Source organism: Pseudomonas sp. 39004 (assembly GCF_028682155.1).
Lineage (GTDB): Bacteria > Pseudomonadota > Gammaproteobacteria > Pseudomonadales > Pseudomonadaceae > Aquipseudomonas > Aquipseudomonas capeferrum.
In genome coordinates this window covers 16,557-39,801 of record NZ_JANIAG010000034.1, presented here as the reverse complement: position 1 = coordinate 39,801, position 23,245 = coordinate 16,557, and the positions used below count along the sequence as shown (strand labels likewise).

General features: G+C 63.1%; 19 protein-coding genes and 1 other RNA gene. 1 reads left to right on the top strand and 19 read right to left on the bottom strand.

What is annotated here, in order from left to right:
• Positions 1 to 101: 101 nt before the first annotated feature.
• Positions 102 to 2,837, bottom strand: a complete 2,736-nt coding sequence (gene secA, locus NP534_RS08780; RefSeq protein WP_033702825.1) for a preprotein translocase subunit SecA — start codon at positions 2,835 to 2,837, stop codon at positions 102 to 104.
• 314 nt (positions 2,838 to 3,151) lie between these two features.
• On the opposite strand from secA, the gene NP534_RS08775 reads away from it, so the two are divergent.
• Positions 3,152 to 3,613, top strand: coding sequence for a DUF721 domain-containing protein (locus NP534_RS08775; protein WP_274098476.1), 462 nt, complete (start codon positions 3,152 to 3,154; stop codon positions 3,611 to 3,613).
• Between the two features lie 47 nt (positions 3,614 to 3,660).
• Here the strand turns inward: NP534_RS08775 and lpxC are convergent, their stop codons facing one another.
• The 18 genes from lpxC to rsmI form a co-directional block, all read right to left on the bottom strand.
• Complete coding sequence (lpxC, locus tag NP534_RS08770) at positions 3,661 to 4,572, bottom strand: UDP-3-O-acyl-N-acetylglucosamine deacetylase (protein ID WP_033702829.1); 912 nt, start codon at positions 4,570 to 4,572, stop codon at positions 3,661 to 3,663.
• A gap of 112 nt (positions 4,573 to 4,684) precedes the next feature.
• Positions 4,685 to 5,881 carry a cell division protein FtsZ gene (gene ftsZ / locus NP534_RS08765; RefSeq protein WP_016488958.1) on the bottom strand — a complete coding sequence of 399 codons (1,197 nt, stop codon included), beginning with the start codon at positions 5,879 to 5,881 and terminating at the stop codon, positions 4,685 to 4,687.
• 55 nt (positions 5,882 to 5,936) lie between these two features.
• Positions 5,937 to 7,199, bottom strand: a complete 1,263-nt coding sequence (gene ftsA, locus NP534_RS08760) for a cell division protein FtsA (RefSeq protein WP_033702830.1) — start codon at positions 7,197 to 7,199, stop codon at positions 5,937 to 5,939.
• Between the two features lie 14 nt (positions 7,200 to 7,213).
• The gene (locus NP534_RS08755) at positions 7,214 to 8,083 is read right to left on the bottom strand and encodes a cell division protein FtsQ/DivIB (RefSeq protein ID WP_033702831.1); all 870 of its coding nucleotides are present in this window, start codon (positions 8,081 to 8,083) and stop codon (positions 7,214 to 7,216) included.
• 5 nt (positions 8,084 to 8,088) lie between these two features.
• On the bottom strand, positions 8,089 to 9,045 hold the full coding sequence (locus NP534_RS08750; RefSeq protein WP_274098475.1) for a D-alanine--D-alanine ligase: 957 nt from the start codon (positions 9,043 to 9,045) through the stop codon (positions 8,089 to 8,091).
• A complete protein-coding gene (gene murC, locus NP534_RS08745; RefSeq protein WP_274098474.1) occupies positions 9,042 to 10,490 on the bottom strand; it encodes a UDP-N-acetylmuramate--L-alanine ligase in 1,449 nt (482 codons plus the stop codon). Before murC ends, NP534_RS08750 begins: the two co-directional genes overlap by 4 nt.
• Positions 10,483 to 11,562 carry an undecaprenyldiphospho-muramoylpentapeptide beta-N-acetylglucosaminyltransferase gene (gene murG / locus NP534_RS08740; protein ID WP_033702834.1) on the bottom strand — a complete coding sequence of 360 codons (1,080 nt, stop codon included), beginning with the start codon at positions 11,560 to 11,562 and terminating at the stop codon, positions 10,483 to 10,485. The genes murC and murG overlap by 8 nt, the downstream gene beginning before the upstream one ends.
• Positions 11,552 to 12,766: a putative lipid II flippase FtsW gene (ftsW, locus tag NP534_RS08735; protein WP_033702835.1), complete on the bottom strand. Its 1,215-nt coding sequence runs from the start codon at positions 12,764 to 12,766 to the stop codon at positions 11,552 to 11,554. The genes murG and ftsW overlap by 11 nt, the downstream gene beginning before the upstream one ends.
• A complete protein-coding gene (gene murD / locus NP534_RS08730) occupies positions 12,763 to 14,109 on the bottom strand; it encodes a UDP-N-acetylmuramoyl-L-alanine--D-glutamate ligase (RefSeq protein WP_033703003.1) in 1,347 nt (448 codons plus the stop codon). The genes ftsW and murD overlap by 4 nt, the downstream gene beginning before the upstream one ends.
• 6 nt (positions 14,110 to 14,115) lie before the next feature.
• Complete coding sequence (mraY, locus tag NP534_RS08725; protein ID WP_033702836.1) at positions 14,116 to 15,198, bottom strand: phospho-N-acetylmuramoyl-pentapeptide-transferase; 1,083 nt, start codon at positions 15,196 to 15,198, stop codon at positions 14,116 to 14,118.
• Positions 15,198 to 16,565: a UDP-N-acetylmuramoyl-tripeptide--D-alanyl-D-alanine ligase gene (locus NP534_RS08720; protein ID WP_274098473.1), complete on the bottom strand. Its 1,368-nt coding sequence runs from the start codon at positions 16,563 to 16,565 to the stop codon at positions 15,198 to 15,200. Before NP534_RS08720 ends, mraY begins: the two co-directional genes overlap by 1 nt.
• A complete protein-coding gene (locus NP534_RS08715; protein WP_274098472.1) occupies positions 16,558 to 18,048 on the bottom strand; it encodes a UDP-N-acetylmuramoyl-L-alanyl-D-glutamate--2,6-diaminopimelate ligase in 1,491 nt (496 codons plus the stop codon). The genes NP534_RS08720 and NP534_RS08715 overlap by 8 nt, the downstream gene beginning before the upstream one ends.
• Positions 18,045 to 19,781: a peptidoglycan D,D-transpeptidase FtsI family protein gene (locus tag NP534_RS08710; RefSeq protein ID WP_274098479.1), complete on the bottom strand. Its 1,737-nt coding sequence runs from the start codon at positions 19,779 to 19,781 to the stop codon at positions 18,045 to 18,047. The genes NP534_RS08715 and NP534_RS08710 overlap by 4 nt, the downstream gene beginning before the upstream one ends.
• Complete coding sequence (gene ftsL / locus NP534_RS08705) at positions 19,781 to 20,074, bottom strand: cell division protein FtsL (protein WP_033702839.1); 294 nt, start codon at positions 20,072 to 20,074, stop codon at positions 19,781 to 19,783. Before ftsL ends, NP534_RS08710 begins: the two co-directional genes overlap by 1 nt.
• Positions 20,071 to 21,018, bottom strand: coding sequence for a 16S rRNA (cytosine(1402)-N(4))-methyltransferase RsmH (gene rsmH, locus NP534_RS08700; protein ID WP_434518550.1), 948 nt, complete (start codon positions 21,016 to 21,018; stop codon positions 20,071 to 20,073). Before rsmH ends, ftsL begins: the two co-directional genes overlap by 4 nt.
• Positions 21,015 to 21,470 carry a division/cell wall cluster transcriptional repressor MraZ gene (gene mraZ, locus NP534_RS08695; protein WP_019439042.1) on the bottom strand — a complete coding sequence of 152 codons (456 nt, stop codon included), beginning with the start codon at positions 21,468 to 21,470 and terminating at the stop codon, positions 21,015 to 21,017. Before mraZ ends, rsmH begins: the two co-directional genes overlap by 4 nt.
• A 308-nt stretch (positions 21,471 to 21,778) precedes the next feature.
• Positions 21,779 to 22,152, bottom strand: an RNA gene (gene rnpB / locus NP534_RS08690) — RNase P RNA component class A.
• A 67-nt stretch (positions 22,153 to 22,219) separates the two neighbouring features.
• A complete protein-coding gene (rsmI, locus tag NP534_RS08685; RefSeq protein WP_033702841.1) occupies positions 22,220 to 23,095 on the bottom strand; it encodes a 16S rRNA (cytidine(1402)-2'-O)-methyltransferase in 876 nt (291 codons plus the stop codon).
• Between the last annotated feature and the right edge of the window lie 150 nt (positions 23,096 to 23,245).

The following is a 23,245-nucleotide window of genomic DNA, read 5'->3' as shown; positions in this document are numbered from 1 at the left end:
TATGCCTTCGCCAATCTGACGCTTTGCTGGCACGGTCGACCAAGGGGCAGCCAAAGGTTAGCCGCAAAGCGGCCCCAGGCTTTTACAAGAGTCAGATCAGATCACTCGATCTGCCCATGGCAATGCTTGAACTTCTTGCCCGAACCGCACCAGCATGGCTCGTTGCGGCCCAGCTTCTGGTCGTTGCGCACCGGTGCCGTGGCCACGGCCACTTCGGCGCCTTCTTCGCTCAATTGCTCGCTTTCAAGGCCTGGCGCAGGGGCATGCTGGAACTGCATGCGGCTGGCCAGCTCTTCGGCCTCGCGGCGCAGGCGGGCTTCTTCTTCGATCGGGTCTTCGCGGCGCACCTGAACGTGCGACAGCACGCGGATGGTGTCGCGCTTGATCGACTCGAGCAGCTCCTGGAACAGCGTGAACGACTCGCGCTTGTACTCCTGCTTCGGGTTCTTCTGCGCATAACCGCGCAGGTGAATACCGTGGCGCAGGTGGTCCATGGTCGACAGGTGGTCTTTCCACAGGTCGTCCAGCACACGCAGCAGAATCTGCTTCTCGAAGGTACGCAGGGCGTCGATGCCGGCCTGGTCTTCCTTCTCGGTGTAGGCGCTGGTGATCTCGCTCAGCAGCTTCTCGCGCAGGGTCTCTTCGTAGAGGTGGTCGTCCTCGTCGAGCCATTGCTGGATCGGCAGCTTCATGGCGAAATCGCTCGCCAGCGAGGCTTCCAGGCCGGCCACGTCCCACTGCTCGGGCAGCGATTGCGGCGGGATGTGCTGGCTGATGGTAGCGTCTAGCACTTCCTTGCGGAATTCGGCGATGGTATCGCCAATGTTCTCGGCCGCCAGCAAGCTGTTGCGCATGTGGTAGATCACCTTGCGCTGCTCGTTGGCCACGTCGTCGTATTCGAGCAGCTGCTTGCGGATGTCGAAGTTGCGGCCTTCGACCTTGCGCTGGGCTTTCTCGATGGCGTTGGTGACCATGCGGTGCTCGATCGCCTCGCCGGACTGCATGCCCAGTGCCTTCATGAAGTTCTTCACCCGATCGGAGGCGAAGATGCGCATCAGGCTGTCTTCGAGCGACAGGTAGAAGCGGCTGGAACCTGGGTCACCCTGACGGCCGGAACGGCCACGCAGCTGGTTGTCGATACGGCGCGACTCGTGACGCTCGGAGGCGATCACATGCAGGCCACCCGACTCGATCACCTGCTGGTGGCGCTTCTGCCAGTCGGCCTTGATCTGCGCGATCTGTTCGGCGGTCGGGCTGTCCAGGGCAGCCACTTCGGCTTCCCAGTTACCGCCCAGCAGGATGTCGGTACCACGGCCAGCCATGTTGGTGGCGATGGTCAACGCGCCCGGAGCACCCGCCTGGGCGATGATCTCGGCTTCCTTCTCGTGGTACTTGGCGTTCAGTACCTTGTGCTCGATACCTTCCTTGAGCAGCAGGTTCGACATGTGCTCGGAAGTTTCGATGGTGGCAGTACCCACCAGTACCGGGCGACCCAGGGTCATGCTTTCTTTGATGTCGGCGATGATCGCAGCGTATTTCTCGTCGGCGGTCAGGTACACCAGGTCGTTGAAGTCCTTGCGCGCCAGCGGCTTGTTCGGCGGGATCACCATCACGTTGAGGCCGTAGATCGACTGGAACTCGAACGCTTCGGTGTCGGCCGTACCGGTCATGCCGGACAGCTTGGTGTAAAGGCGGAAGTAGTTCTGGAAGGTGGTCGAAGCCAGGGTCTGGCTCTCGGCCTGAATGTTCAGGTTCTCTTTCGCTTCGATGGCCTGGTGCAGGCCTTCGGACAGGCGACGGCCGGGCATGGTACGGCCGGTGTGCTCGTCGATCAGCAGGACCTGGCCGTCCTGGACGATGTATTCGACGTTGCGGTGGAACAGCTTGTGCGCGCGCAGCCCAGCGTAGACGTGGGTCAGCAGGCCCAGGTTGTGCGCCGAGTAGAGGCTCTCGCCCTCGGCCAGCAGGCCGGCCTGGGTGAGCATCTCTTCGATGAACTGGTGACCCGCTTCGTTGAGCTCGACCTGGCGGCTCTTCTCGTCGATGGAGAAGTGGCCTTCCTGAGTGACCTGGCCCTCGACTTCCTCGATGTGCTGGGTCAGACGCGGGATCAGACGGTTGATCTCGATGTACAGCTTGGAGCTGTCTTCGGCCTGCCCGGAAATGATCAGCGGAGTACGGGCTTCGTCGATGAGGATCGAGTCGACTTCGTCGATGACCGAGAAGTTGAGTTCACGCTGGAACTTCTCTTCCTGGCTGAACGCCATGTTGTCGCGCAGGTAGTCGAAACCGAATTCGTTGTTGGTGCCGTAGGTGATGTCAGAGGCGTAGGCAGCGCGCTTTTCTTCCGGCGGCTGGAAAGCCGAGACGATGCCCACGGACAAACCGAGGAACTCGTACAGCGGGCGCATCCAGTTGGCGTCACGGCGGGCCAGGTAGTCGTTGACGGTCACCACGTGCACGCCCTTGCCGGACAATGCGTTGAGGTAGACGGCCAGGGTACCGACCAAGGTCTTGCCTTCACCGGTGCGCATTTCTGCGATCATGCCCTCGTGCAGGGTCATGCCGCCGATCAGCTGCACGTCGAAGTGGCGCATGCCCATTACACGCTTGCCGGCCTCACGGGCCACGGCGAAGGCTTCGGGCAGCAGTTGGTCCAGTGTCTCGCCTTTGGCCAATCGTTCCTTGAACTCTGCGGTCTTGCCCCGCAGTTGCTCATCGGAGAGGGCCACCATCTTCTCTTCGAAGGCATTGACGATAGTCACCGTCTTGAGCATGCGTTTGACTTCACGCTCATTCTTGCTTCCAAAAAGTTTCTTTAACAAAGGCGCAAACATATCGGCAGGATCTTCCACACGTAGGGATGGAGGGCGGCCCCATGAGTCGCCCGTGCAGCCCTAAGGCCGCATGCGAACGAGCATTCTACCCGGAAACGATGGTGAGGAAAGTGGTGGATTTCCACGATGCTGGTACAGCGTTTTGGCAGGGGCGTTTCTTAGATAGGGGCATTTTCCCTGAGTTCAAGGCTGAGAAAGATGAAACGTATCGAGAATAGCTCGTATCCGGTGTTTATCGGCGAAGCGGCCAGTGCAGGCAATCGATAACCCCGCATCTGTTAGACTGCCGATCTTGTAACTTCATACGTACCCGCATGGCCTATAAACCCTCCCCCGCCCAGCTTCCCTCGGCACTGCTGCGCCAGGTCCGTCCGCTGCGCCTGCTGTTGAACCAGGCCGAACGCCTGGAACACCTGCAGCGCCTGCTGGAAAGCCAGCTGCAGCCGGCCGCCCGCGAGCATTGCCACGTTGCCTCCTGGCGTGACGGTACCTTGTTGCTGGTGGTGACCGACGGCCACTGGGCCACCCGCCTGCGCTATCAGCAGAAACGCCTGATGCGCGAGTTGCAAGCCATGGAAGCGTTCGGCAACCTGCGGCGCATCCTGTACAAGGTGCAACCGCCGCTGGTACCCGCCAAGCGTGGCGGGTATGCCACCGAGCTGTCGAGCAATGCCGCCGAAAGCCTTCGCGATACCGCCGAGGGTATTACCGACCCCAAGCTGCGCGCCGCGCTGGAACGGCTCGCCAGCCATGCCCGGGATAAAAAGCAGGTATAAAAAAGGCCACCCGAAGGTGGCCTTAATGAACTAGAGAGTGTTCGAACTTACACGGCCGCAACAGGGCGCATGTACGAGATCGGTGCCGTACTGGCATCTTCGAAAGTGACCACTTCCCAGGCATCGGTTTCAGCAATGAGCTTGCGCAGCAGCTGGTTGTTCAGCGCGTGCCCGGACTTGTAGCCCTTGAACTCGCCGATCAGGCTGTTGCCCAGCAGGTAGAGGTCGCCGATGGCGTCGAGAATCTTGTGCTTGACGAATTCGTCTTCATAACGAAGGCCGTCTTCGTTCAGCACGCCAGTCTCATCGACCACGATGGCGTTTTCGACACTGCCGCCCAACGCAAGGTTATGCTTGCGCAGGTACTCGATGTCCCGCATGAAACCGAAGGTGCGGGCACGGCTGACTTCTTTCACGAACGACGTGCTGGAGAAATCCACACTGGCGCTCTGGGTCCGGCCGCTGACGACCGGGTGATCGAAGTCGATCTCGAAGCTCACCTTGAACCCTTCGAAAGGCAGGAAGGTGGCGCGCTTGTCGCCCTCCTCCACTGTCACTTCGCGCAGGATGCGGATGAACTGCTTGGGTGCGTCCTGTTCTTCCAGGCCGGCAGACTGAATCAGGAATACAAAGGGTCCGGCGCTGCCATCCATGATCGGCACTTCCGAGGCGGAGAGCTCGACGTAGGCGTTATCGATGCCCAGGCCCGCCATGGCGGAGAGCAGGTGCTCGACCGTATCGACCTTGACGTCACCGTTGACCAGCGTCGTCGACATGGTTGTCTCGCCGACGTTGGCCGCGCGCGCCGGGATTTCGACCACAGGGTCGAGATCGGCGCGGCGGAAGACGATGCCGGTGTCAACAGGTGCAGGCTTCAGGGTCAGGTATACCTTCTCCCCGGAGTGCAGGCCGACACCTGTGGCACGGATGGTATTCTTCAGGGTGCGTTGTTTAATCATGGCATTGGCCGCTTCAGCGCAAATTGCGAACAGGTATCAACAAAGGCTGAGGATGATAACAGACCCAACCTTTGCTGAATACCAATCACCTTTATACCCCTGATAAATTCCATTAATCAGCCTGACGACGCAGGAAAGCCGGGATATCGAGGTAGTCCAGGTCATCCTGAGGGTTCAGTTTAGCTGCCGCAGCGGCACCTGCATGGGCCTGGTTGCGCATGACAGTCGGGCGCTCCAGGTCACGGTAGTTGACCGCAGGCTGCTCCTGGCGAACCGGTGCCGGGTTGGACGCTTCGTACGCCTGCTGAGCGGTCTGCAGGGTGTTGTCCACTACCTTGACCGGCTTCTCGATGCGCGCGCCCAGGCCAGTGGCGACCACGGTCACGTGCAGCTCATCGCGCATGTCCGGATCGATCACGGTGCCGACCTTGACCATCGCGTGGTCGGAGGCGAAGGCTTCGATGATGCTACCCACGTCGGAGTACTCACCCAGCGACAGGTCAGGGCCGGCGGTGATGTTCACCAGGATGCCACGGGCGCCCTGCAGGTTGACGTCTTCCAGCAACGGGTTGCGAATCGCCGCCTCGGTCGCTTCACGCGCACGGTTCGGGCCGCTGGCGCAGCCAGTACCCATCATGGCCATGCCCATCTCGCCCATCACGGTGCGCACGTCGGCGAAGTCGACGTTGATCATGCCAGGGCGCTTGATGATGTCGGAAATACCGCGCACGGCACCGGCCAGTACGTCGTCAGCCTTGGCGAAGGCGGACAGCAGGCTGGCATCCTTGCCCAGGATGGTCAGCAGCTTCTCGTTGGGGATGGTGATCAGTGAGTCGACGCTCTCGGCCAGCATGCGGATGCCTTCATCGGCGATCTGCATACGTTTGCGGCCTTCGAACGGGAACGGACGGGTCACCACGGCAACGGTGAGGATGCCCATTTCCTTCGCCACTTCGGCGATGATCGGGGCTGCACCGGTACCGGTACCGCCACCCATGCCGGTGGTGATGAACACCATGTTGGTGCCCTGCAGCACCTCGGCAATGCGCTCACGGTCTTCCAGCGCGGCCTGACGACCGACTTCCGGATTGGCACCCGCACCCAGGCCTTTGGTCACGCCAGTGCCCAATTGCAGGATGGTGCGCGCGCCAATACTTTTCAGCGCCTGGGCATCGGTGTTGGCGCAGATGAATTCCACACCTTCGATGCTGCTCTTGACCATGTGGTTGACGGCGTTGCCGCCACCACCACCTACGCCGATCACCTTGATGACCGGACTTTGCGGGACGTTGTCTACGAGCTCGAACATTTTCCCTCTCCTTACAGTTCTCTAGTTGTCGCGCCTACCACTACTGCTTTGAAACTTAGAAATTGCCCTGGACCCAGCGCTTGAATCGCTCAAGCACTGGAGCCTTCGGTTCATCGCCATAGCTGTTGCTGCTGCTGTTGCTGTTACCGGTCAGGATCAAGTCCTCGGACTGCTTGAGCAGGCCGTAGGTGAGCAGGCCCACACCGGTGGAATAGATCGGGTTGCGCACCACGTCGCTCAGCCCCCGAACGCTGTGCGGTACGCCCAGGCGTACCGGCATGTGGAAGATTTCCTCGGCCAGTTCCACGGCGCCTTCCATTTTCGCGGTGCCGCCGGTGAGGACGATGCCAGCCGGCACCAGGTCCTCGTAGCCGCTGCGGCGCAGTTCGGCCTGGATCAGGGTGAAGAGCTCGTCGTAACGTGGCTCCACCACCTCGGCCAGGGCCTGGCGCGACAGCTCGCGCGGTGGGCGGTCACCCACGCTCGGCACCTTGATGGTTTCGCCGGCGCCGGCCAGCTTGGCCAGGGCGCAGGCGTAGCGGATCTTGATTTCCTCGGCGTACTGGGTCGGTGTACGCAGGGCCATGGCGATGTCGTTGGTGACCTGGTCGCCGGCAATCGGGATGACCGCGGTGTGACGGATCGCACCTTCGGTGAAGATGGCGATATCGGTGGTGCCACCGCCGATGTCCACCAGGCACACGCCGAGCTCTTTTTCGTCGTCGGTCAGTACCGAGTAGGCCGACGCCAGTTGCTCGAGGATGATGTCGTCGATTTCCAGGCCACAACGGCGCACGCACTTCTCGATGTTCTGCGCCGCGTTGACCGCACAGGTGACCACGTGGACCTTGGCTTCCAGGCGCACGCCGGACATGCCCAGTGGCTCGCGCACGCCTTCCTGGTTGTCGATCACGTAGTCCTGCGGCAGGGTGTGCAGCACGCGCTGGTCAGCTGGAATGGCCACGGCCTGGGCAGCGTCGAGCACGCGCTCGAGGTCGGCAACACTGACCTCTCGGTCGCGGATGGCGACAATGCCGTGGGAGTTCAGGCTGCGAATGTGGTTGCCTGCCACGCCGACGAACGCCGAGTGGATACGGCAGCCGGCCATCAGCTGCGCTTCTTCCACCGCGCGCTGGATGGACTGCACGGTCGACTCGATGTTCACCACCACGCCTTTTTTAAGGCCGCGGGACGGATGGGTGCCGATCCCGACGATCTCCAGGGTGCCGTCTTCGCCCACTTCGCCCACCAGCGCCACCACCTTGGAGGTGCCAATGTCCAGCCCGACGATCATTTTGCCGCTATGCGCGTTTGCCATGGTCCTGCCTCTCTCTAATTCTTCGCAACGGCGGGTTGGGCCGTCGTCGGTGCAATCGGTTCCCGCCAACCAACGGCAAGTCCGTTGGCGTATCGCAGATCGATGCGGGCGATGTTGGTGATCTGCTCTTTAAGCGTCTTGTCGTAAATGGCAATGAAACGGCGCATCTTCTCCACCAGATGGTCGCGCCCCAGTAGCAGCTCGATGCCTGGGCCGGTGCTGCCCGCACCGGTGGTCAGGAACCAGCTGCCGCGCTCGCGCAGCTCCAGGCGAGCGATGGAAAAGCCCATGGGGCGCAGCATCTGGCTCAATACCTGATACTGCTGCATGACTTGCTGCTGAGCACGCTGCGGCCCGAACAGCTGCGGCAGGTGCTCATAGTTGGCCAGTTCGCGCGGGGTGAAGGCCTGGCCCTGGTTGTTGAGCAAGGCCTCGTCACCCCAGCGTGCCACTGGCAGCTGTTCTTCCAGGCGGATCACCACCTCGTCCGGCCACACGCGCCGGACCTCGGCATGGGCGATCCACGGCATCTGCTCGAGCTCCGCACGCATCGCCGGCAGGTCGACGCTGAAGAAGCTCGCCGCCATGAACGGGGCGATACGCTGCTGCACCGCCTGCTGGCTGATGTAGCTGAGGTCGCCCTGCACGGCGATGCGGGTGATCGGCCGGTCGGCATAAGGCATCAGGCGAATGGCGCCTTCATAGGCGCCGAAGCCTGCCGCGACCAGCAGCACCGGCCAGAGCAGGCGCTTGAGTCCACTGAAGTTGGCCTTGGGCAGGCGCGCCGACATGGGCTCGTTGGCCACCATTCGGCTGGCACCGCGCGGCACCGGCTTGCTACGGCCGGTGGCGGGTTGCTGATGACGTAACATCGCGCCTTGCATGGCTGTTAACCTCGCGTCTCGACGCTGGCAGCCAGGATCGCCAGCACCAGTTGCTGGAAGTCCAGGCCGGCCGCGCGGGCCGCCATGGGCACCAGGCTATGATCAGTCATGCCGGGTGCGGTGTTGACTTCGAGCAGCCAGAACCGGCCCTGCTCGTCCTGCATCACGTCCAACCGCCCCCAGCCTTCGATGCCAATGGCATCGCAGGCCCGCGCGGTCAGGTCGATCAGTTCCTGTTCCTTGACACTGTCCAGACCGCACGGAATGCGGTACTGGGTATCGTTGGCGATGTACTTGGCGTCGTAGTCGTAGAACACGTGCGGCGTACCCAGGGCGATTGGCGGCAGCACCTGGCCACGCAGCACCGCGATGGTGAACTCCGGGCCGTGGATCCACTGCTCGACCAGAACCTGGGAATCGTATTTGGCGGCGTCCTGCCAGGCGGCGATCAATTCCTGCTCGCTGTTCACCTTGGCCATGCCGATGCTAGAGCCTTCATGGGCAGGTTTGACGATAAGCGGGAAGCCCAGTTCCGTACTGGCCACCACACAATCGTTTTCGCTGGCCAAAACCGCGTGGCGCGGGGTCGGAATACCCAGGCTCTGCCACACCTGCTTGGTGCGCAGCTTGTCCATGGCCAGGGCCGAAGCGAGGATGCCGCTGCCGGTGTAAGGGATGCCCAGGCACTCGAGCAGACCCTGCATGCTGCCGTCCTCACCGCCACGGCCGTGGAGGATAATGAACGCGCGGTCGATCTTCTCGCGTTGCAGGCGGTCGAGCAGGTCGTCGCCCACATCGATGGCGACCACGTCGACACCGGCGCTGGTCAAGGCCTCGATCACGGCGGCGCCGGACTTGAGCGAGACTTCACGCTCGGCGCTCTTGCCGCCGTAGAGCACGGCGACGCGGCCGAACGCCTTGACGTCCAGGGACGAGTGCAGTGTGTCGTAGGCGCTGGTCATTTCGACTTCTCCTGCTTGGCGCCAGCGAACAGCGGGCTTTTCATCAATTGCGGGGCAAGGCCACCGACATCACCGGCGCCCTGGCAAAGCAGGATGTCGCCCGCGCGCAGCAGTGGCTGCACCAGCGGGGCGAGCTCTGCGCCACGCTCGATGTAGATCGGGTCCAGCTTGCCGCGCTGACGGATGCTGTGGCACAGCTGACGGCTGTCCGCCCCGGGGATCGGCTCTTCGCCGGCCGGGTAGACTTCCATCAACAGCAACACGTTGGCGTCGCCCAGTACCTGCACGAAGTCGTCGTAAAGGTCGCGGGTGCGGCTATAACGGTGCGGCTGGTAGACGATGACCAGGCGACGGCTCGGCCAGCCACCGCGCACGGCCTTGATGACAGCGGCGACTTCGGTCGGGTGGTGGCCGTAGTCGTCGACCAGCATCACGCTGCCGCCGTCGACCGGCAGCTCGCCGTAGACCTGGAAGCGTCGGCCGACACCCTGGAAGCCGGACAGCCCCTGGATGATGGCCTCGTCGCTGATGCCTTCGTCCGTGGCGATGGCAATGGTTGCCAGGGCATTGAGCACGTTGTGGTTGCCGGGCATGTTCACCGACACCTCCAGCGGCTCGCAGTCACGGCGCAGCACGGTGAAGTGCGTCTGCATACCCTGCTGGCGCACGTTGATGGCGCGGATATCCGCCTCTTCGCTGAAGCCGTAGGTGACCGTCGGGCGTTTGACCTGCGGCAGGATCTCGCGCACCACCGGGTCATCCAGGCACATTACCGCCAAACCGTAGAACGGCAGGTTGTGCAGGAACTCGACGAAGGTTTTCTTCAGTTTGTTGAAGTCGCCTTCGTAAGTCGCCATGTGGTCGGCGTCGATGTTGGTGACCACGGCGACCATCGGCTGCAGGTGCAGGAAGCTGGCGTCGCTCTCGTCCGCTTCGGCGATCAGGTAGCGGCTGGTGCCCAGCTGGGCATTGGTACCGGCCGCGGTCAGGCGCCCACCGATGACGAAGGTCGGGTCCAGGCCACCGGCGGCGAACACCGAGGCCAGCAGGCTGGTGGTGGTGGTCTTGCCGTGGGTACCGGCGACCGCAACGCCGTGGCGGTAGCGCATCAGCTCGGCAAGCATCTCGGCACGCGGCACCACCGGAATACGCCGCTCGAGGGCGGTGGCGACTTCCGGGTTGGCCGGGTTGATCGCGCTGGACACTACCAGCACATCGGCGGCGACTGCGTTCTCGGCACGGTGGCCAACGAAGATCTCGGCGCCAAACGACTCCAGGCGCTCGGTGACCGGCGACGCCTTGAGGTCGGAGCCGGACACCTCATAGCCCAGGTTCAGCAGCACTTCGGCGATGCCGCACATACCGACGCCGCCGATACCGACGAAGTGAATACGGCGGATACGGCCCATCTTCGGCTGGGGAATGGCTTTCTGGCTTTCAACCATGGGCCACCTCCAGGCAGATATCGACCACGGTGCTGGTTGCAGCAGGTTTGGCCAGGCGCCGTGCGGTGCCAGCCATGGTGTTGAGTTTCTCGGGTTGCATCAGCACCTCGTTCAGGCGTTCAGCGAGCTGCGCTGCGCCAGTTGTCGCTTGTGGCATCAGGAAGGCCGCGCCCTCCCGAGCCAGATATTGGGCGTTGTAGGTCTGGTGGTCGTCGATCGCATGGGGCAGCGGCACCAGCATCGAAGGCAGGCCTGCCGCCGCGAGTTCGCTGACGGTCAGGGCACCGGCCCGGCATACCACCATGTCGGCCCAGCCATAGGCTTGGGCCATGTCCGTGATGAAAGGCTCTACCTGAGCCTCGACGCCGACCTCGTGATAACGCTCGGCGGTGATCGGCGCGTGTTGCTTGCCAGCCTGGTGGAACACCTCTGGCCGCAGCGCCGCAGACACTTCGGACAGGGCCTTAGGCAACAATTTGTTCAATGGTTCCGCACCCAGGCTGCCGCCCATTACCAACAGGCGAGCACGGCGCTCGGAAAGGGGCGCACGTTGTGCATCCATGAACAACTCTGTGCGTACCGGATTGCCGGTGGTACGCAGCTTGTCATTGGCCTGGAACGTGCCCGGGAAAGCTTCGCAGACCCGCGCCGAGAGTGGCACCAGCAGCCGATTGGCGGTACCCGCACGGGCGTTCTGCTCGTGGATCACCAGCGGCACACCGCACAGCCGCGCGGCCACACCGCCGGGCCCGGTCACATAGCCGCCGAAGCCCAGCACACACACCGGCTTGAGCTGACGAATGATGCGCCGTGCCTGCAGCACGGCCTTGACCAGGGTGAACGGCGCCTTGAGCAACGACAGCTTGCCCTTGCCGCGCAGGCCGCTGACCTGGATCAGGTGCAACGGCAGACCGGCCTGGGGCACCAGTTCGTTCTCGATGCCTTTCGGCGTGCCCAGCCAGTGCACGCTGTAACCGCGTGCCTGGAACTCGCGAGCGCAGGCCAGGGCCGGGAACACGTGGCCCCCGGTGCCGCCTGCCATGATCAGTACGTTCTTGCCGTCAGCGGCCATGACTGGTCTCCTCGGCAAAATCGCTTTCGTTGAATTCGTGTTCCTCGCTGCCCAGGTGCGTGCGGCTCTCCCACTCGATACGCAGCAGCAACCCCACGCAGGCACAGCAGATCACCAGCGAGCTGCCCCCGTAGCTGAGGAACGGCAAGGTCAGGCCCTTGGTCGGCAGCAGGCCGACGTTCACCCCGATGTTGATCAGGAACTGGCCGATCCACAGGAAGGCCAGGCCGAACGCCATGTAGGCGGCAAAGAACTGCTTGGCCTTTTCAGCCCACAGGCCGATGTACAGGGCACGCACGGTGACGAAGACGAACAGTGCGATGGTGACCAGCGAGCCGACCACGCCGAGCTCTTCGGCCAGCACCGAGAACACGAAGTCGGTGTGCGCCTCGGGCAGGTAGAACTGCTTCTGCACGCTGTTGCCCAGGCCAACGCCCAGCCACTCGCCGCGACCAAAGGCAATCAGCGCCTGGGTCAGCTGGTAGCCCGAGCCGAACTGGTCGGACCATGGGTCGGTAAAGGTGATCAGGCGCGCCATTCGATACGGCTGCGCCTGCACCAGGACAAACACCGCGACCACCGCCAGCACCACCATCAGGCTGAAGCGGAACAACCCCACCCCGCCGAGGAACAGCATGGCCGCCGCAGCGCCCATCATCACCACGGTGGCGCCGAAGTCTGGCTCCATCAGCAGCAGGCCGGCCATTGGCAGCAGCACGATGAAAGGTTTGAAGAAGCCCATCCAGCTCTCGCGCACTTCGGTCTGCCGGCGCACCAGGTAGCCGGCCAGGTAGATGACCACGAAGACCTTGGCAATTTCCGAAGGCTGGACGTTGAAGAAGCTGAAGCCGATCCAGCGCATGGAACCGTTCACTTCGCGGCCGATGCCGGGCACCAGCACCAGCACCAGCAAGCCGAAGGCGCCCAGCAGCATCATGAAGCCCATGCGCTGCCAGGTGGCGATCGGTACCAGCATGGTGGCGCCGCAGGCGAACAGGCCGATGGCCACGTACACCAGGTGGCGGAACATGTGGTAAAGCGGGTTGCCCGACTGCACCGCAGCCACTTCCGAAGAGGCCGAGGTGATCATCACCAGGCCCAAGCCCAGCAATGCCAGGCAACCGGCGAGCATCGCGAAGTCGAGGTCGATGCCACGGCCGCTGATCAGCGGCGACGGGTACGGCTTGAAGATGCCCAGGATCATGCCAGCCCTCCCGCCGCTTGGGCGAACAGCCGCCCGCGTTCTTCAAAGTTCTTGAACATGTCGAGGCTGGCGCAGGCTGGCGACAACAGCACCGCATCGCCCGGCTGAGCCAAGGCGGCGCACTGCTCGACGGCCTCATCCAGGGTCTTGACCCGGACCTGCTGCACACCTTCACCCAGTGTTTCGGCCAGGCGCTCGGCATCACGGCCCAGCAGCACCACTGCACGGCAGAAGCGCGCCACCGGTGCACGCAGCGCTGCGAAATCGGCACCTTTGCCGTCGCCGCCGGCAATCAGCACCAGCTTGCCGGTGATGTCCGCGCCCAGGCCTTCGATGGCGGCCAGCGCGGCCCCCACGTTGGTGGCCTTGGAATCGTCGTACCAGTTGACGCCATTGCGCTCGCGAACCCACTGGCAACGATGGGCCAGGCCACCAAATTCACGCAGGGCTTCGAGCATCGGCGCAAACGGCAAGCCGGCCGCATGGCCGAGGGCCAGGGCTGCGAGGGCATTGCTCTGGTTGTGCGCGCCACGCACTTTCAGTTCGCGAACCGGCATCAGGTTCTGGAATTCGAAGGCCAGGTACTTCTCGCCATCGACCTCGCGCAGGCCAAAGGCCTTGAAGTCGGGCGGGTTCAGACCAAAGCTCCAGCACGGCCGGCCTTCCACCGGCAATGGCCGGCTCAGGGCGTCCTGGCGGTTCACCACAACCTGGTGGGCGCCCCGGAAGATCCGGTGCTTGGCCAGGTGATAGGCCGGCAGGCCGCTGTAGCGGTCCATGTGGTCTTCGCTGACGTTCAGCACGGTGGCCACTTCGGCATTGAGCTGGTCGGTGGTTTCCAGCTGGAAGCTGGACAGCTCCAGCACATACAGCTCCACCTCATCCCCGAGCAAGTCGAGGGCCGGCGTACCGAGGTTGCCGCCAACGGCCACACGCTTGCCCGCCTTGGCAGCCATTTCACCGACCAAGGTGGTGACGGTGCTTTTGGCGTTGGAGCCGCTGATGGCGATGATCGGCGCCTTGGCATGGCGGGCGAACAGCTCGATGTCACCCGACAGGGCCACACCGCGCGCCGCGGCCTGCTGCAGCGCCGGGGTAGACAACGCCAGGCCCGGGCTCACGTACAGCTCATTGGCGCGGCAGAGGAAGTCCACGTCCAGCTCGCCACAGCGCACTTCCACCTGCGGGTAATCACGGCGCAGGGTGTCCAGTTCCGGCGGTTGCTCGCGGGTGTCGGCGACCGCAAAGGCAATGCCCCGGCTCGCCAGGAAGCGAACCAGGGACATGCCGCTCTTGCCGAGGCCGACAACGATGCGGAATTGGTCGGAAGCGATCAGTGACACGCTCATCTACCTCAGTTTCAGGGTTGCAAGGCCGACCAGCACCAGAATCACGGTGATGATCCAGAAACGGACGATCACCCGTGGTTCAGGCCAGCCCTTGAGTTCAAAGTGGTGGTGAATCGGCGCCATGCGGAACACGCGCTTGCCGGTCAACTTGAAGGAGGCGACCTGGATCACCACCGACAGGGTTTCCATGACGAATACGCCACCCATGATGAACAGTACGATTTCCTGGCGGACGATCACCGCGATGGTGCCCAGCGCGGCGCCCAGCGCCAGGGCGCCGACGTCGCCCATGAAGACCTGGGCCGGGTAAGTGTTGAACCACAGGAAGCCCAGACCCGCTCCGATCAGCGCGCCGCAGAACACGATCAGCTCGCCCGAACCCGGCACATACGGGATCAGCAGGTATTCGGCGAACTTCACGTTGCCCGACAGGTAGCAGAAGATGCCCAGGGCACCGCCCACCATGACCGTTGGCATGATGGCCAGGCCGTCGAGGCCGTCGGTGAGGTTGACCGCGTTGCTCGAACCGACGATCACGAAGTAGGTCAGGACGACGAAGCCGATGCCCAGCGGAATGGTGACATCCTTGATGAACGGCACGATCAGCGTGGTCTCGACGCTGGTCGGGGCGGTCTTGTAAAGGAAGATCGCCGCAGCCAGGCCGAACACCGACTGCCAGAAATACTTCCAGCGGCTCGGCAAGCCACGGGAGTTCTTCTCGATCACCTTGCGGTAGTCGTCGACCCAACCGATGGCGCCAAACGCCAGGGTGACGATCAGCACGACCCACACGTAGCGGTTGGACAGGTCGGCCCACAGCAGGGTGCTGATCGCGATGGCCGACAGGATCAGCGCGCCGCCCATGGTCGGGGTGCCGGATTTGGACAGGTGCGATTGCGGGCCGTCATTACGGACGGCCTGACCGATCTGGCGAATCTGCAGGGTACGGATCATCCACGGGCCCAGCCACAGCGCCAGCGACAACGCAGTCAGTACACCAAGGATCCCGCGCAGGGACAGGTACTGGAAGACCGCGAAGCCTTTGTGGAACTGTTGCAGATACTCAGCCAACAGCAGCAGCATTAATGTTTCTCCCCGCTGGCACCGCACAATGCCGCCACGACGTTTTCCATCGCAGCGCTGCGCGAGCCCTTGATCAAGATAGTGGTGTCACTGGCATTTTCGGCGCGAACCGCGTCGATCAGCTCAGCTTGAGTAGCGAAATGACGGCCATTGGCGCCGAACGCCTTGACCGCGTGTGTCATGTTGGAACCCACAGCGTACAGGGCGTCGACCTTGTCACGCGCGTAGTCACCCACCTGACGGTGGCCTTCCTCCGCCCATTGACCCAATTCGCCGATATCCCCAAGCACCAGGACGGTGCGTCCGGAAAAGCCGGCGAGTATATCAATGGCCGCGCACATCGAGGTGGGATTTGCGTTGTAACTGTCGTCGATTACCCGCACACCGTTCGGCGCGATCTGCGCCACGGTGCGGCCCTTGACCGGTTGCACGGCATTCAGGCCAGCGGCAATGCCGCTCAGGCTCAGACCGACGGCGTGGGCAGCCGCCGCAGCGGCCAATGCGTTGCTGACGTTGTGCTCGCCCAGTACGTTGAGTTGCACCGCAACCGAGTCCCCGGCGCCATGCAGCGTGAAGGACGGGCAGCCACGCGCATCGCGATCGATGCCAGTGGCGTAGAAGTCGGCGCGGCCATCGTTACGGGCGAAACTGACGACCCTGTGCGCACCGGCACGCGCCTTCCAGATGGCAAAAGCCTTGTCGTCCAGATTGAGGATGGCCGTGCCGCCCTCGCCCAGGCCTTCGAGGATCTCGCCCTTGGCCTCGACGATTTTCTCCGGGCCGCCGAACTCGCCGACATGGGCAGTACCGGCGTTATTGATGACCACCACGTGCGGCTGGGTCAGGCCGACGGTGTAGCGGATCTCGCCAATGCGCGAAGCGCCCAGCTCGATTACCGCAGCGCTGTGCTCCGGGGCGATTTCCAGCAGGGTCAGCGGCGCCCCGAGGTCATTGTTCAGGTTGCCACGGGTAGCATGCACCAGGCCACGGGTGCGCAGGATGCTGGCCAGCATCTCCTTGACCGTGGTCTTGCCGCTGGAACCGGTGATGGCCACGACCGGCTTGTCGAACGCGGCACGATTCAAGGCACCCAGTTGCCCCAGCGCGACACGGCAGTCCTTGACCAGCAGCTGTGGCAGGTCGACATCGGCCACTTCACGCTCGACCAGCGCCGCTACGGCACCTTTGTCCTTCACATCGGCCAGGTAATCGTGGCCATCGAAACGCGGGCCTGTCAGGGCGACGAACAGTTGCCCGGCACTGACGCTGCGGCTGTCGATGCTGACGCCGCCGAAGCTGGCGTCGGCACCCACCACGCGAGCACTCAGTGCCGTGGTCAGCTGGCTGAGGGTCATCGGCTTAAGCATGTGGAGCCTCCCAGGCTGCAAGCGCCTTCTCGGCTTCGACCAGATCGGAGAAATCGTGGCGCTCGCCACGAATCTCCTGGTAATCCTCATGGCCCTTGCCGGCCAGGACGATGACGTCATCGGCGGCGGCAGTGGCGATCAAGTGGGCAATGGCTTCGCCGCGGCCAGCGACGAACTCGACGTGCTCCGGCTTGGCAAAGCCAGGGCGGATATCGTCGAAGATCCGCAGCGGGTCTTCGCTGCGCGGGTTGTCATCGGTGACCAGCACGCGGTCAGCCAGGCGCTCGGCCACTTCGGCCATCAGCGGGCGCTTGCCACGGTCACGGTCGCCACCGCAGCCGAACAGGCACAGCAGCTTGCCGTGTGCGTGCGGGCGCAGGGCCTCGAGTACTTTTTCCAAGGCATCCGGGGTGTGGGCGTAGTCGACCACCACCAGCGGTTTGTCGCCGCCGCCCAGGCGCTGCATGCGGCCAACCGGCCCTTGCAACTGGGGGGTGACCTTGAGGATTTCGTCCAGCGAATAATCCAGAGCCAGCAGCGTTGCCACTGCCGCGAGCATGTTGCTCAGGTTGAAACGGCCAAGCAGTTGGCTGCGCAAGGTGCGCTCACCCTGGGCGCTGACGAGGATTGCGCGCACGCCATCGTCATCGAACGTGGCTTCACGGCAATACAACGAAGCCTCCGGGTTCTCCAGGCTATAGCTGAGCAGCCGGGTCTCGATATGATCGGCACTCGGACGACGGGCATAGGCCGCCGCCAGGCGGCGCCCAAAATCGTCATCCAGGTTGACCACCTGGCAACGCAGGCTGCGCCAGGCGAACAGCTTGGCCTTGGCGGCCTCATAGGCCTCCATGCTGCCGTGGTAATCCAGGTGATCGCGGGACAGGTTGGTCATTACCGCGATATCGAACTCCAGCGCAGCGACACGCCCCTGCTCCAAGGCATGCGAGGACACCTCCATCGCCACGGCCTTGGCGCCGCCCTTTTTCAGGTCGTACAGCGTCGACTGCACCGCGATCGGGTCTGGGGTGGTCAGGCGGCCGCTCTGCAGCTCACCATAGAAACCGGTACCCAACGTGCCGATCAGGCCGCAACGCTGGCCCAGCACATCAAGCGCCTGGGCCACCAGTTGCGTGACACTGGTCTTGCCGTTGGTGCCGGTCACCCCGACCAGGTTCAGCTGACGGCTTGGCTCGCCATAAAAGCGACCGGCGATATCCGACAGCTGAGCGATCAGCCCCTTGACCGGAATCAGCGGCATCTCGGTGATCGGCAACACGGTCGCGCCCTGCTCTTCATAGGCAACCGCGGCGGCGCCACGGGCCAGGGCGTCGGCGATATGGTCACGGCCATCGACCTTGGCCCCGGGCACAGCCAGGAACAGATCACCCGGGCGCACCGCACGGCTGTCCAGGGTCAGCTCGCGGATCAGCGGATCACGGCTGGCGTGGGCGAAAAGCTTGCTCAGTGGCATTGTCATCATCCACGCCCTCCCTTGGCGCCTGCTGCATTGACTTGTGGTTGTGCGGTTGCTGGCGGCGGCAGGTTGTCTGGCGGCACGTTCATCAAACGCAAGGTGCCCGACATGACCTTGCTGAACACAGGCGCCGATACCAGGCCACCGAAGTAGCCGCCCTTGCTCGGTTCGTCGATGACCACCACGATCGCGTAACGCGGGTCGCTCATCGGGCCGAAGCCTGCGAACAGCGAGCGGTAGGCGTTCTCGGTGTAGCCCTTGGAGCCAACGGTCGCCTTACGCGCCGTACCCGACTTACCACCCACGTGATAGAACGGCACCTGGGCACGGAACACCCCGCGCGGCGCCTCGATCACTTGCTGCAGCATGCCTTGGACGGTTTCGGCAGTTTCTTTCGGAATCGCCTGAACGGCTTCGGGCGCCTTGTCCACCTTGAGGATCGACAGCGGCACCATCTTGCCGTCGTTGGCCAGCGCCGCGTAGGCATGCACCAGTTGCAGCGCAGTCACCGACACGCCATAGCCGTAGGACAGGGTCGCGGTCTCGGCCTTGCGCCACTCACGGTGGTTAGGCAGGTTGCCCACCCGCTCGCCCGGGAAGCCCAGGCCGGTGTATTGCCCCAGGCCGACCTGGGACATGACCCGGTAGATGGCTTCGCCGCCGATGTCGAAGGCGATCTTGCTCATGCCGACGTTACTGGAGTTGATCAGGATGCCGGTCAGGTCGAGGATCGGGCCCTCGCTACGGGAAACGTCCTTGATCGTGTAGCGGCCGATCTGCAGGGTGCCCGGGTAGACCTCGACCTTGTCGGTGATCTTCCAGCGCCCGCTCTGCAGCGCCGCACTCATGGAAATCGGCTTCACGGTCGAGCCGGGTTCGAACACGTCGATGATCGCCCGATTACGCATCGCGGCAGGGAACATGCTGCGGCGGTTGTTCGGGTTGTAGGTCGGCTGGTTGACCATGGCCAGCACTTCGCCGGTCTTGACGTCCATGATCACCAGGCTGCCGGCTTTGGCTTCCTGTTCGGCGATGGCGTTGCGCAGCTCACGGGTGGCCAGGTATTGCAGGCGCAGGTCTATCGACAACGCCAAGGTCTTACCGGCCTTGGCGTTTTTGGTTACCTGAATGTCCTTGATCAGCCGGCCACGCCGGTCCTTGATCACCTGTCGCTTGCCAGGCACGCCGGCCAGCCATTCGTCATAGGCCAGCTCTACCCCTTCACGCCCGTGGTCATCGAGGTCGGTGAAGCCGACCATGTGCGCGGTGACATCACCGGCGGGATAGAAGCGGCGGAACTCTTCCAGGCCATAGACACCCGGCACTTTCAGGTCGAGCACATGCTGGCCCTGCTCCGGGGTCAGGCCGCGGACCAGGTAGATGAATTCTTTGCTGGCCTGCTGGGTCAGGCGCTCGGTCAGTTGCTGGGGGTTCTGCCCAAGGGCGGCAGCCAGTTGTGGCCAGCGGTCCTTCGACGCCTGCATTTCCTTGGGGTTGGCCCACAAGGTGGTGACCGGGGTGCTGACCGCCAGCGGCTCACCGTTGCGGTCGGTGATCAGGCCACGGTGCGCCGGGATTGGAATATGGCGCAGGCTGCGCGCATCGCCCTGCCCCTTGAGGAAGTCACGGTCGACCACCTGCAGGTCGATGATGCGCCAGCAGATGGCACCGACCATCAACGCCAGCAAGCCGATCACCACCCGGAAGCGCCAGGGGTAGAGTGCGCCTTCGAGCTTCATCATGGCGCCACCATCCGCACTTCGTCAGCGGCGGGCACGCGCATTTTCAGCTGCTCGGACGCCAGGCTTTCGATGCGGCTGGAAGCCGTCCAGGTGCTCTGCTCAAGAATCAAACGCCCCCACTCGGCCTGCGCCTTGTCGCGCTCGCTCAACTCGCCGTACAGGGTGTTGAGCAACTGACGGTTCCAGTGGGCGCTGTAGGACACGGCGATGGCCGAAACCAGAACGCCGACGAACAGCAGAAGCATCAGGAAGCTTCCGCCTGGCAATGGCTTGGCAAACAGCCTGCTCACCGCAGCTTCTCCGCCACCCGCATCACGGCGCTGCGCGACCGCGGGTTGGCCTTGAGCTCGGCCTCGGAAGCGAACTGCGCCTTGCCGATGAGCTTGATCTTGGGCTCGAAGGCCTTGTGCTGTACCGGCAGGTTGCGCGGCAGGTTGTCTGCCTCGCCCTTGACCAGCTTGCGCATGAACAGCTTGACGATACGGTCTTCGAGCGAGTGGAAGCTGATGACGACCAGGCGGCCGCCAACTTCCAGCGACTCGAGCGCCGCTTCAAGGCCGGTTTCGAGGTCGCCCAGCTCGTTGTTGACGTGGATGCGCAGGCCCTGGAAGGCGCGGGTGGCGGGGTTCTTGCCCTTCTCCCAGGCCGGGTTGGCGACCTTGAGCACTTCGGCAAGGTCGGCGGTACGGGTGAATGGCTGCTTTTCGCGACGCTCCACCACGGCACGCGCCATACGCCCGGAAAAACGCTCCTCGCCGTATTCCTTGAACACGCGGGCGATTTCCTCGACCGGTGCGCTGGCGATGAATTCGGCGGCGCTGACCCCGATACCGGGGTTCATGCGCATGTCCAGCGGGCCGTCATTGAGGAAGCTGAAGCCACGCTCTGGGTCATCCAGCTGCGGCGAAGACACACCCAGGTCGAGCAGCACACCGCTGACCTTGCCGGCCATGCCGCGCTCAGCCACTTCCGCGCCGAGCTCGGCAAAGCTGCGCTGCACAATGACAAAGCGGCCGTCTTCGGCCGCCAGCGCTTGCCCTGTGGCAATCGCTTGTGGGTCTTTATCGAAGCCCAGCAGCCGCCCTTGCGGCCCAAGCTTGCTGAGGATCAGACGGCTGTGTCCGCCCCGGCCGAAGGTGCCGTCCAGATAGCAACCGTCGGCGCGCAGGGCCAATGCCTCGACAGCTTCGTCGAGCAGGACGGTAATGTGGTTGAAGCCGCTATCTATGGTCACAGGATCAGGTCACGCAATTCGTCGGGCATGGCGCCCGGTTGTTGAATAGCTGCAAGGTCGGCTGCCGAAACCGTGTTCCAGGCATCTTCATCCCACAGCTGGAATTTGTTCAGTTGCCCCACCAGCATCGCCTTCTTGTCGAGCTTGGCGTACTCACGCAGACGGGGCGGAACCAGGAAACGCCCACTGCCATCGAGCTCCAGGTCAACCGCATTGCCGATCAGCAAACGCTGCAGGCGGCGGTTTTCCTCACGCAATGACGGCAAGGCACGCAACTTGGCTTCTATCTGTTCCCACTCATCGAGGGGGTAAACACACAAGCAGGGGTCTACAGCGTCGATGGTCACGATCAGCTGGCCATTGCAACGCGAATCGAGCTCGTCGCGGTACCGGCTCGGCATGGCGAGACGGCCTTTGGCATCGAGGCTGACGGCGTTGGCTCCGCGGAACACGGCTGCGATTCCCCACAATGGTAGCTTTTTTGTGCCAGAAAACCCACTTCATCCCACTTTCTGCCACTTGCGCACACTATAGGAATCCGCCCGCCGCACCGTCAAGGCACGTTCATAAGGAAAAGCCTTACAGGACCGAGATTTAGCGCGACAAAGGAATGCGGAAGGACTTCAGGGAGGAAAAAAACACGAGAAAAATCAAACCCACGCAAGCGAATGGAGTTCGAAGTTAAAGTGATTTATTAAGAGTAAGATTTTTTCGGTATTACCAGAGTGCGCCTGCTATCGATTCAAGCAGGGAGGGAGAGGTGGAGAGTCGATCTGTAAGCCGGGTTTTGTCGAGGACAGTCATTCCTCTACGACGGCCATCACTGGACGCCTCTAGCAACCTACCCGGTTCCGACGCGGGCCACGCCTAATGGAACCCTATTTGGTCTTGCTCCGAGTGGGGTTTACCTAGCCACGAACTGTTGCCAGCCGTGCGGTGCGCTCTTACCGCACCTTTTCACCCTTACCGGCACCGAAGTGCTTAGGCGGTTATTTTCTGTGGCACTTTCCGTAGGCTCGCGCCTCCCAGGCGTTACCTGGCACTCTGCCCTATGGAGCCCGGACTTTCCTCCCCCTGCTGTTTCGCAACAAAAGCTGCGGAACAAAAACAGGCAGCGACTGTCCGATCGACTCTCCGCCGACAAGATTAACGGTACACGCGGTCAAGAACAAGCGATACCGCAAACTATATCAAATGGCCACTACTCTGCTTTCTGCTTTTCCAGGGCAAGTTGATACAACAGGTTCTTGCGTACACCGGTAATTTCCGCCGCAAGTGCCGCCGCCCGTTTGAGCGGCAACTCTGCCAACAGCAAGTCCAGTACCCGCTGCGCTTCGGTACTGATCGCCTGCTCGCCCTCGGGCGCGCTCCAGCCACCGACCAACACCACGCACTCGCCACGCTGCTGATTGCTGTCGCCCGCGACAAACGCCCGCAGCTCGGCCAACGGCAAGCCCTTGAGGGTCTCGAAGGTTTTGGTCAGCTCGCGCGCCAGCAGCGCCGGGCGTTCGCCACCGAACACCGCCTCCATGTCCTCCAGGCACTCGAGGATACGGTGAGGGGCCTCGTAGAAGATCAGCGTGCGTGGCTCTTCCTTGACCTGCTCCAGCCGTGCACGGCGCCCCGCCGTCTTGGCTGGCAAAAAGCCTTCGAAGATGAAACGGTCAGAGGGCAGGCCCGCCGCCGACAGCGCGGCAATCAGCGCGCATGCACCCGGTACCGGCACCACACTCACCCCCGCCGCCCGCGCCTGACGCACCAGGTGGTAGCCAGGGTCGGAAATCAACGGTGTGCCGGCGTCGGAAACCAGCGCAACATTGTCGCCGGCCAACAACCGGGTCAGGAACCGACCGCCCTCGTCGCGCTCGTTGTGCTCATGGCACGCCGCCAGCGGCGTGTCGATACCGAAATGCTGCAACAGACGGATCGAGTGGCGCGTGTCCTCGGCCGCGATCAGGGCGACATCCGCCAGCACCTTCAGCGCCCTGGCGCTCATGTCGTCGAGGTTGCCGATGGGCGTTGCGACCACATACAGCGTACCCACGGTGGATTTCGAAGCCCCTGCCACATCAGTCACTGCGCACACCTGTCTTTCGGATCAAAGGCGCCATTGTAGCCCGACCGCCCGTAACAGGGCGCAAAGAACTTCGCAGGCGTTCATCGGCCAGCCACCTATAGTGAAGGATCAGCATCAGCAAGATCGCGCCCCGGCCAGTGCTTGGGTACA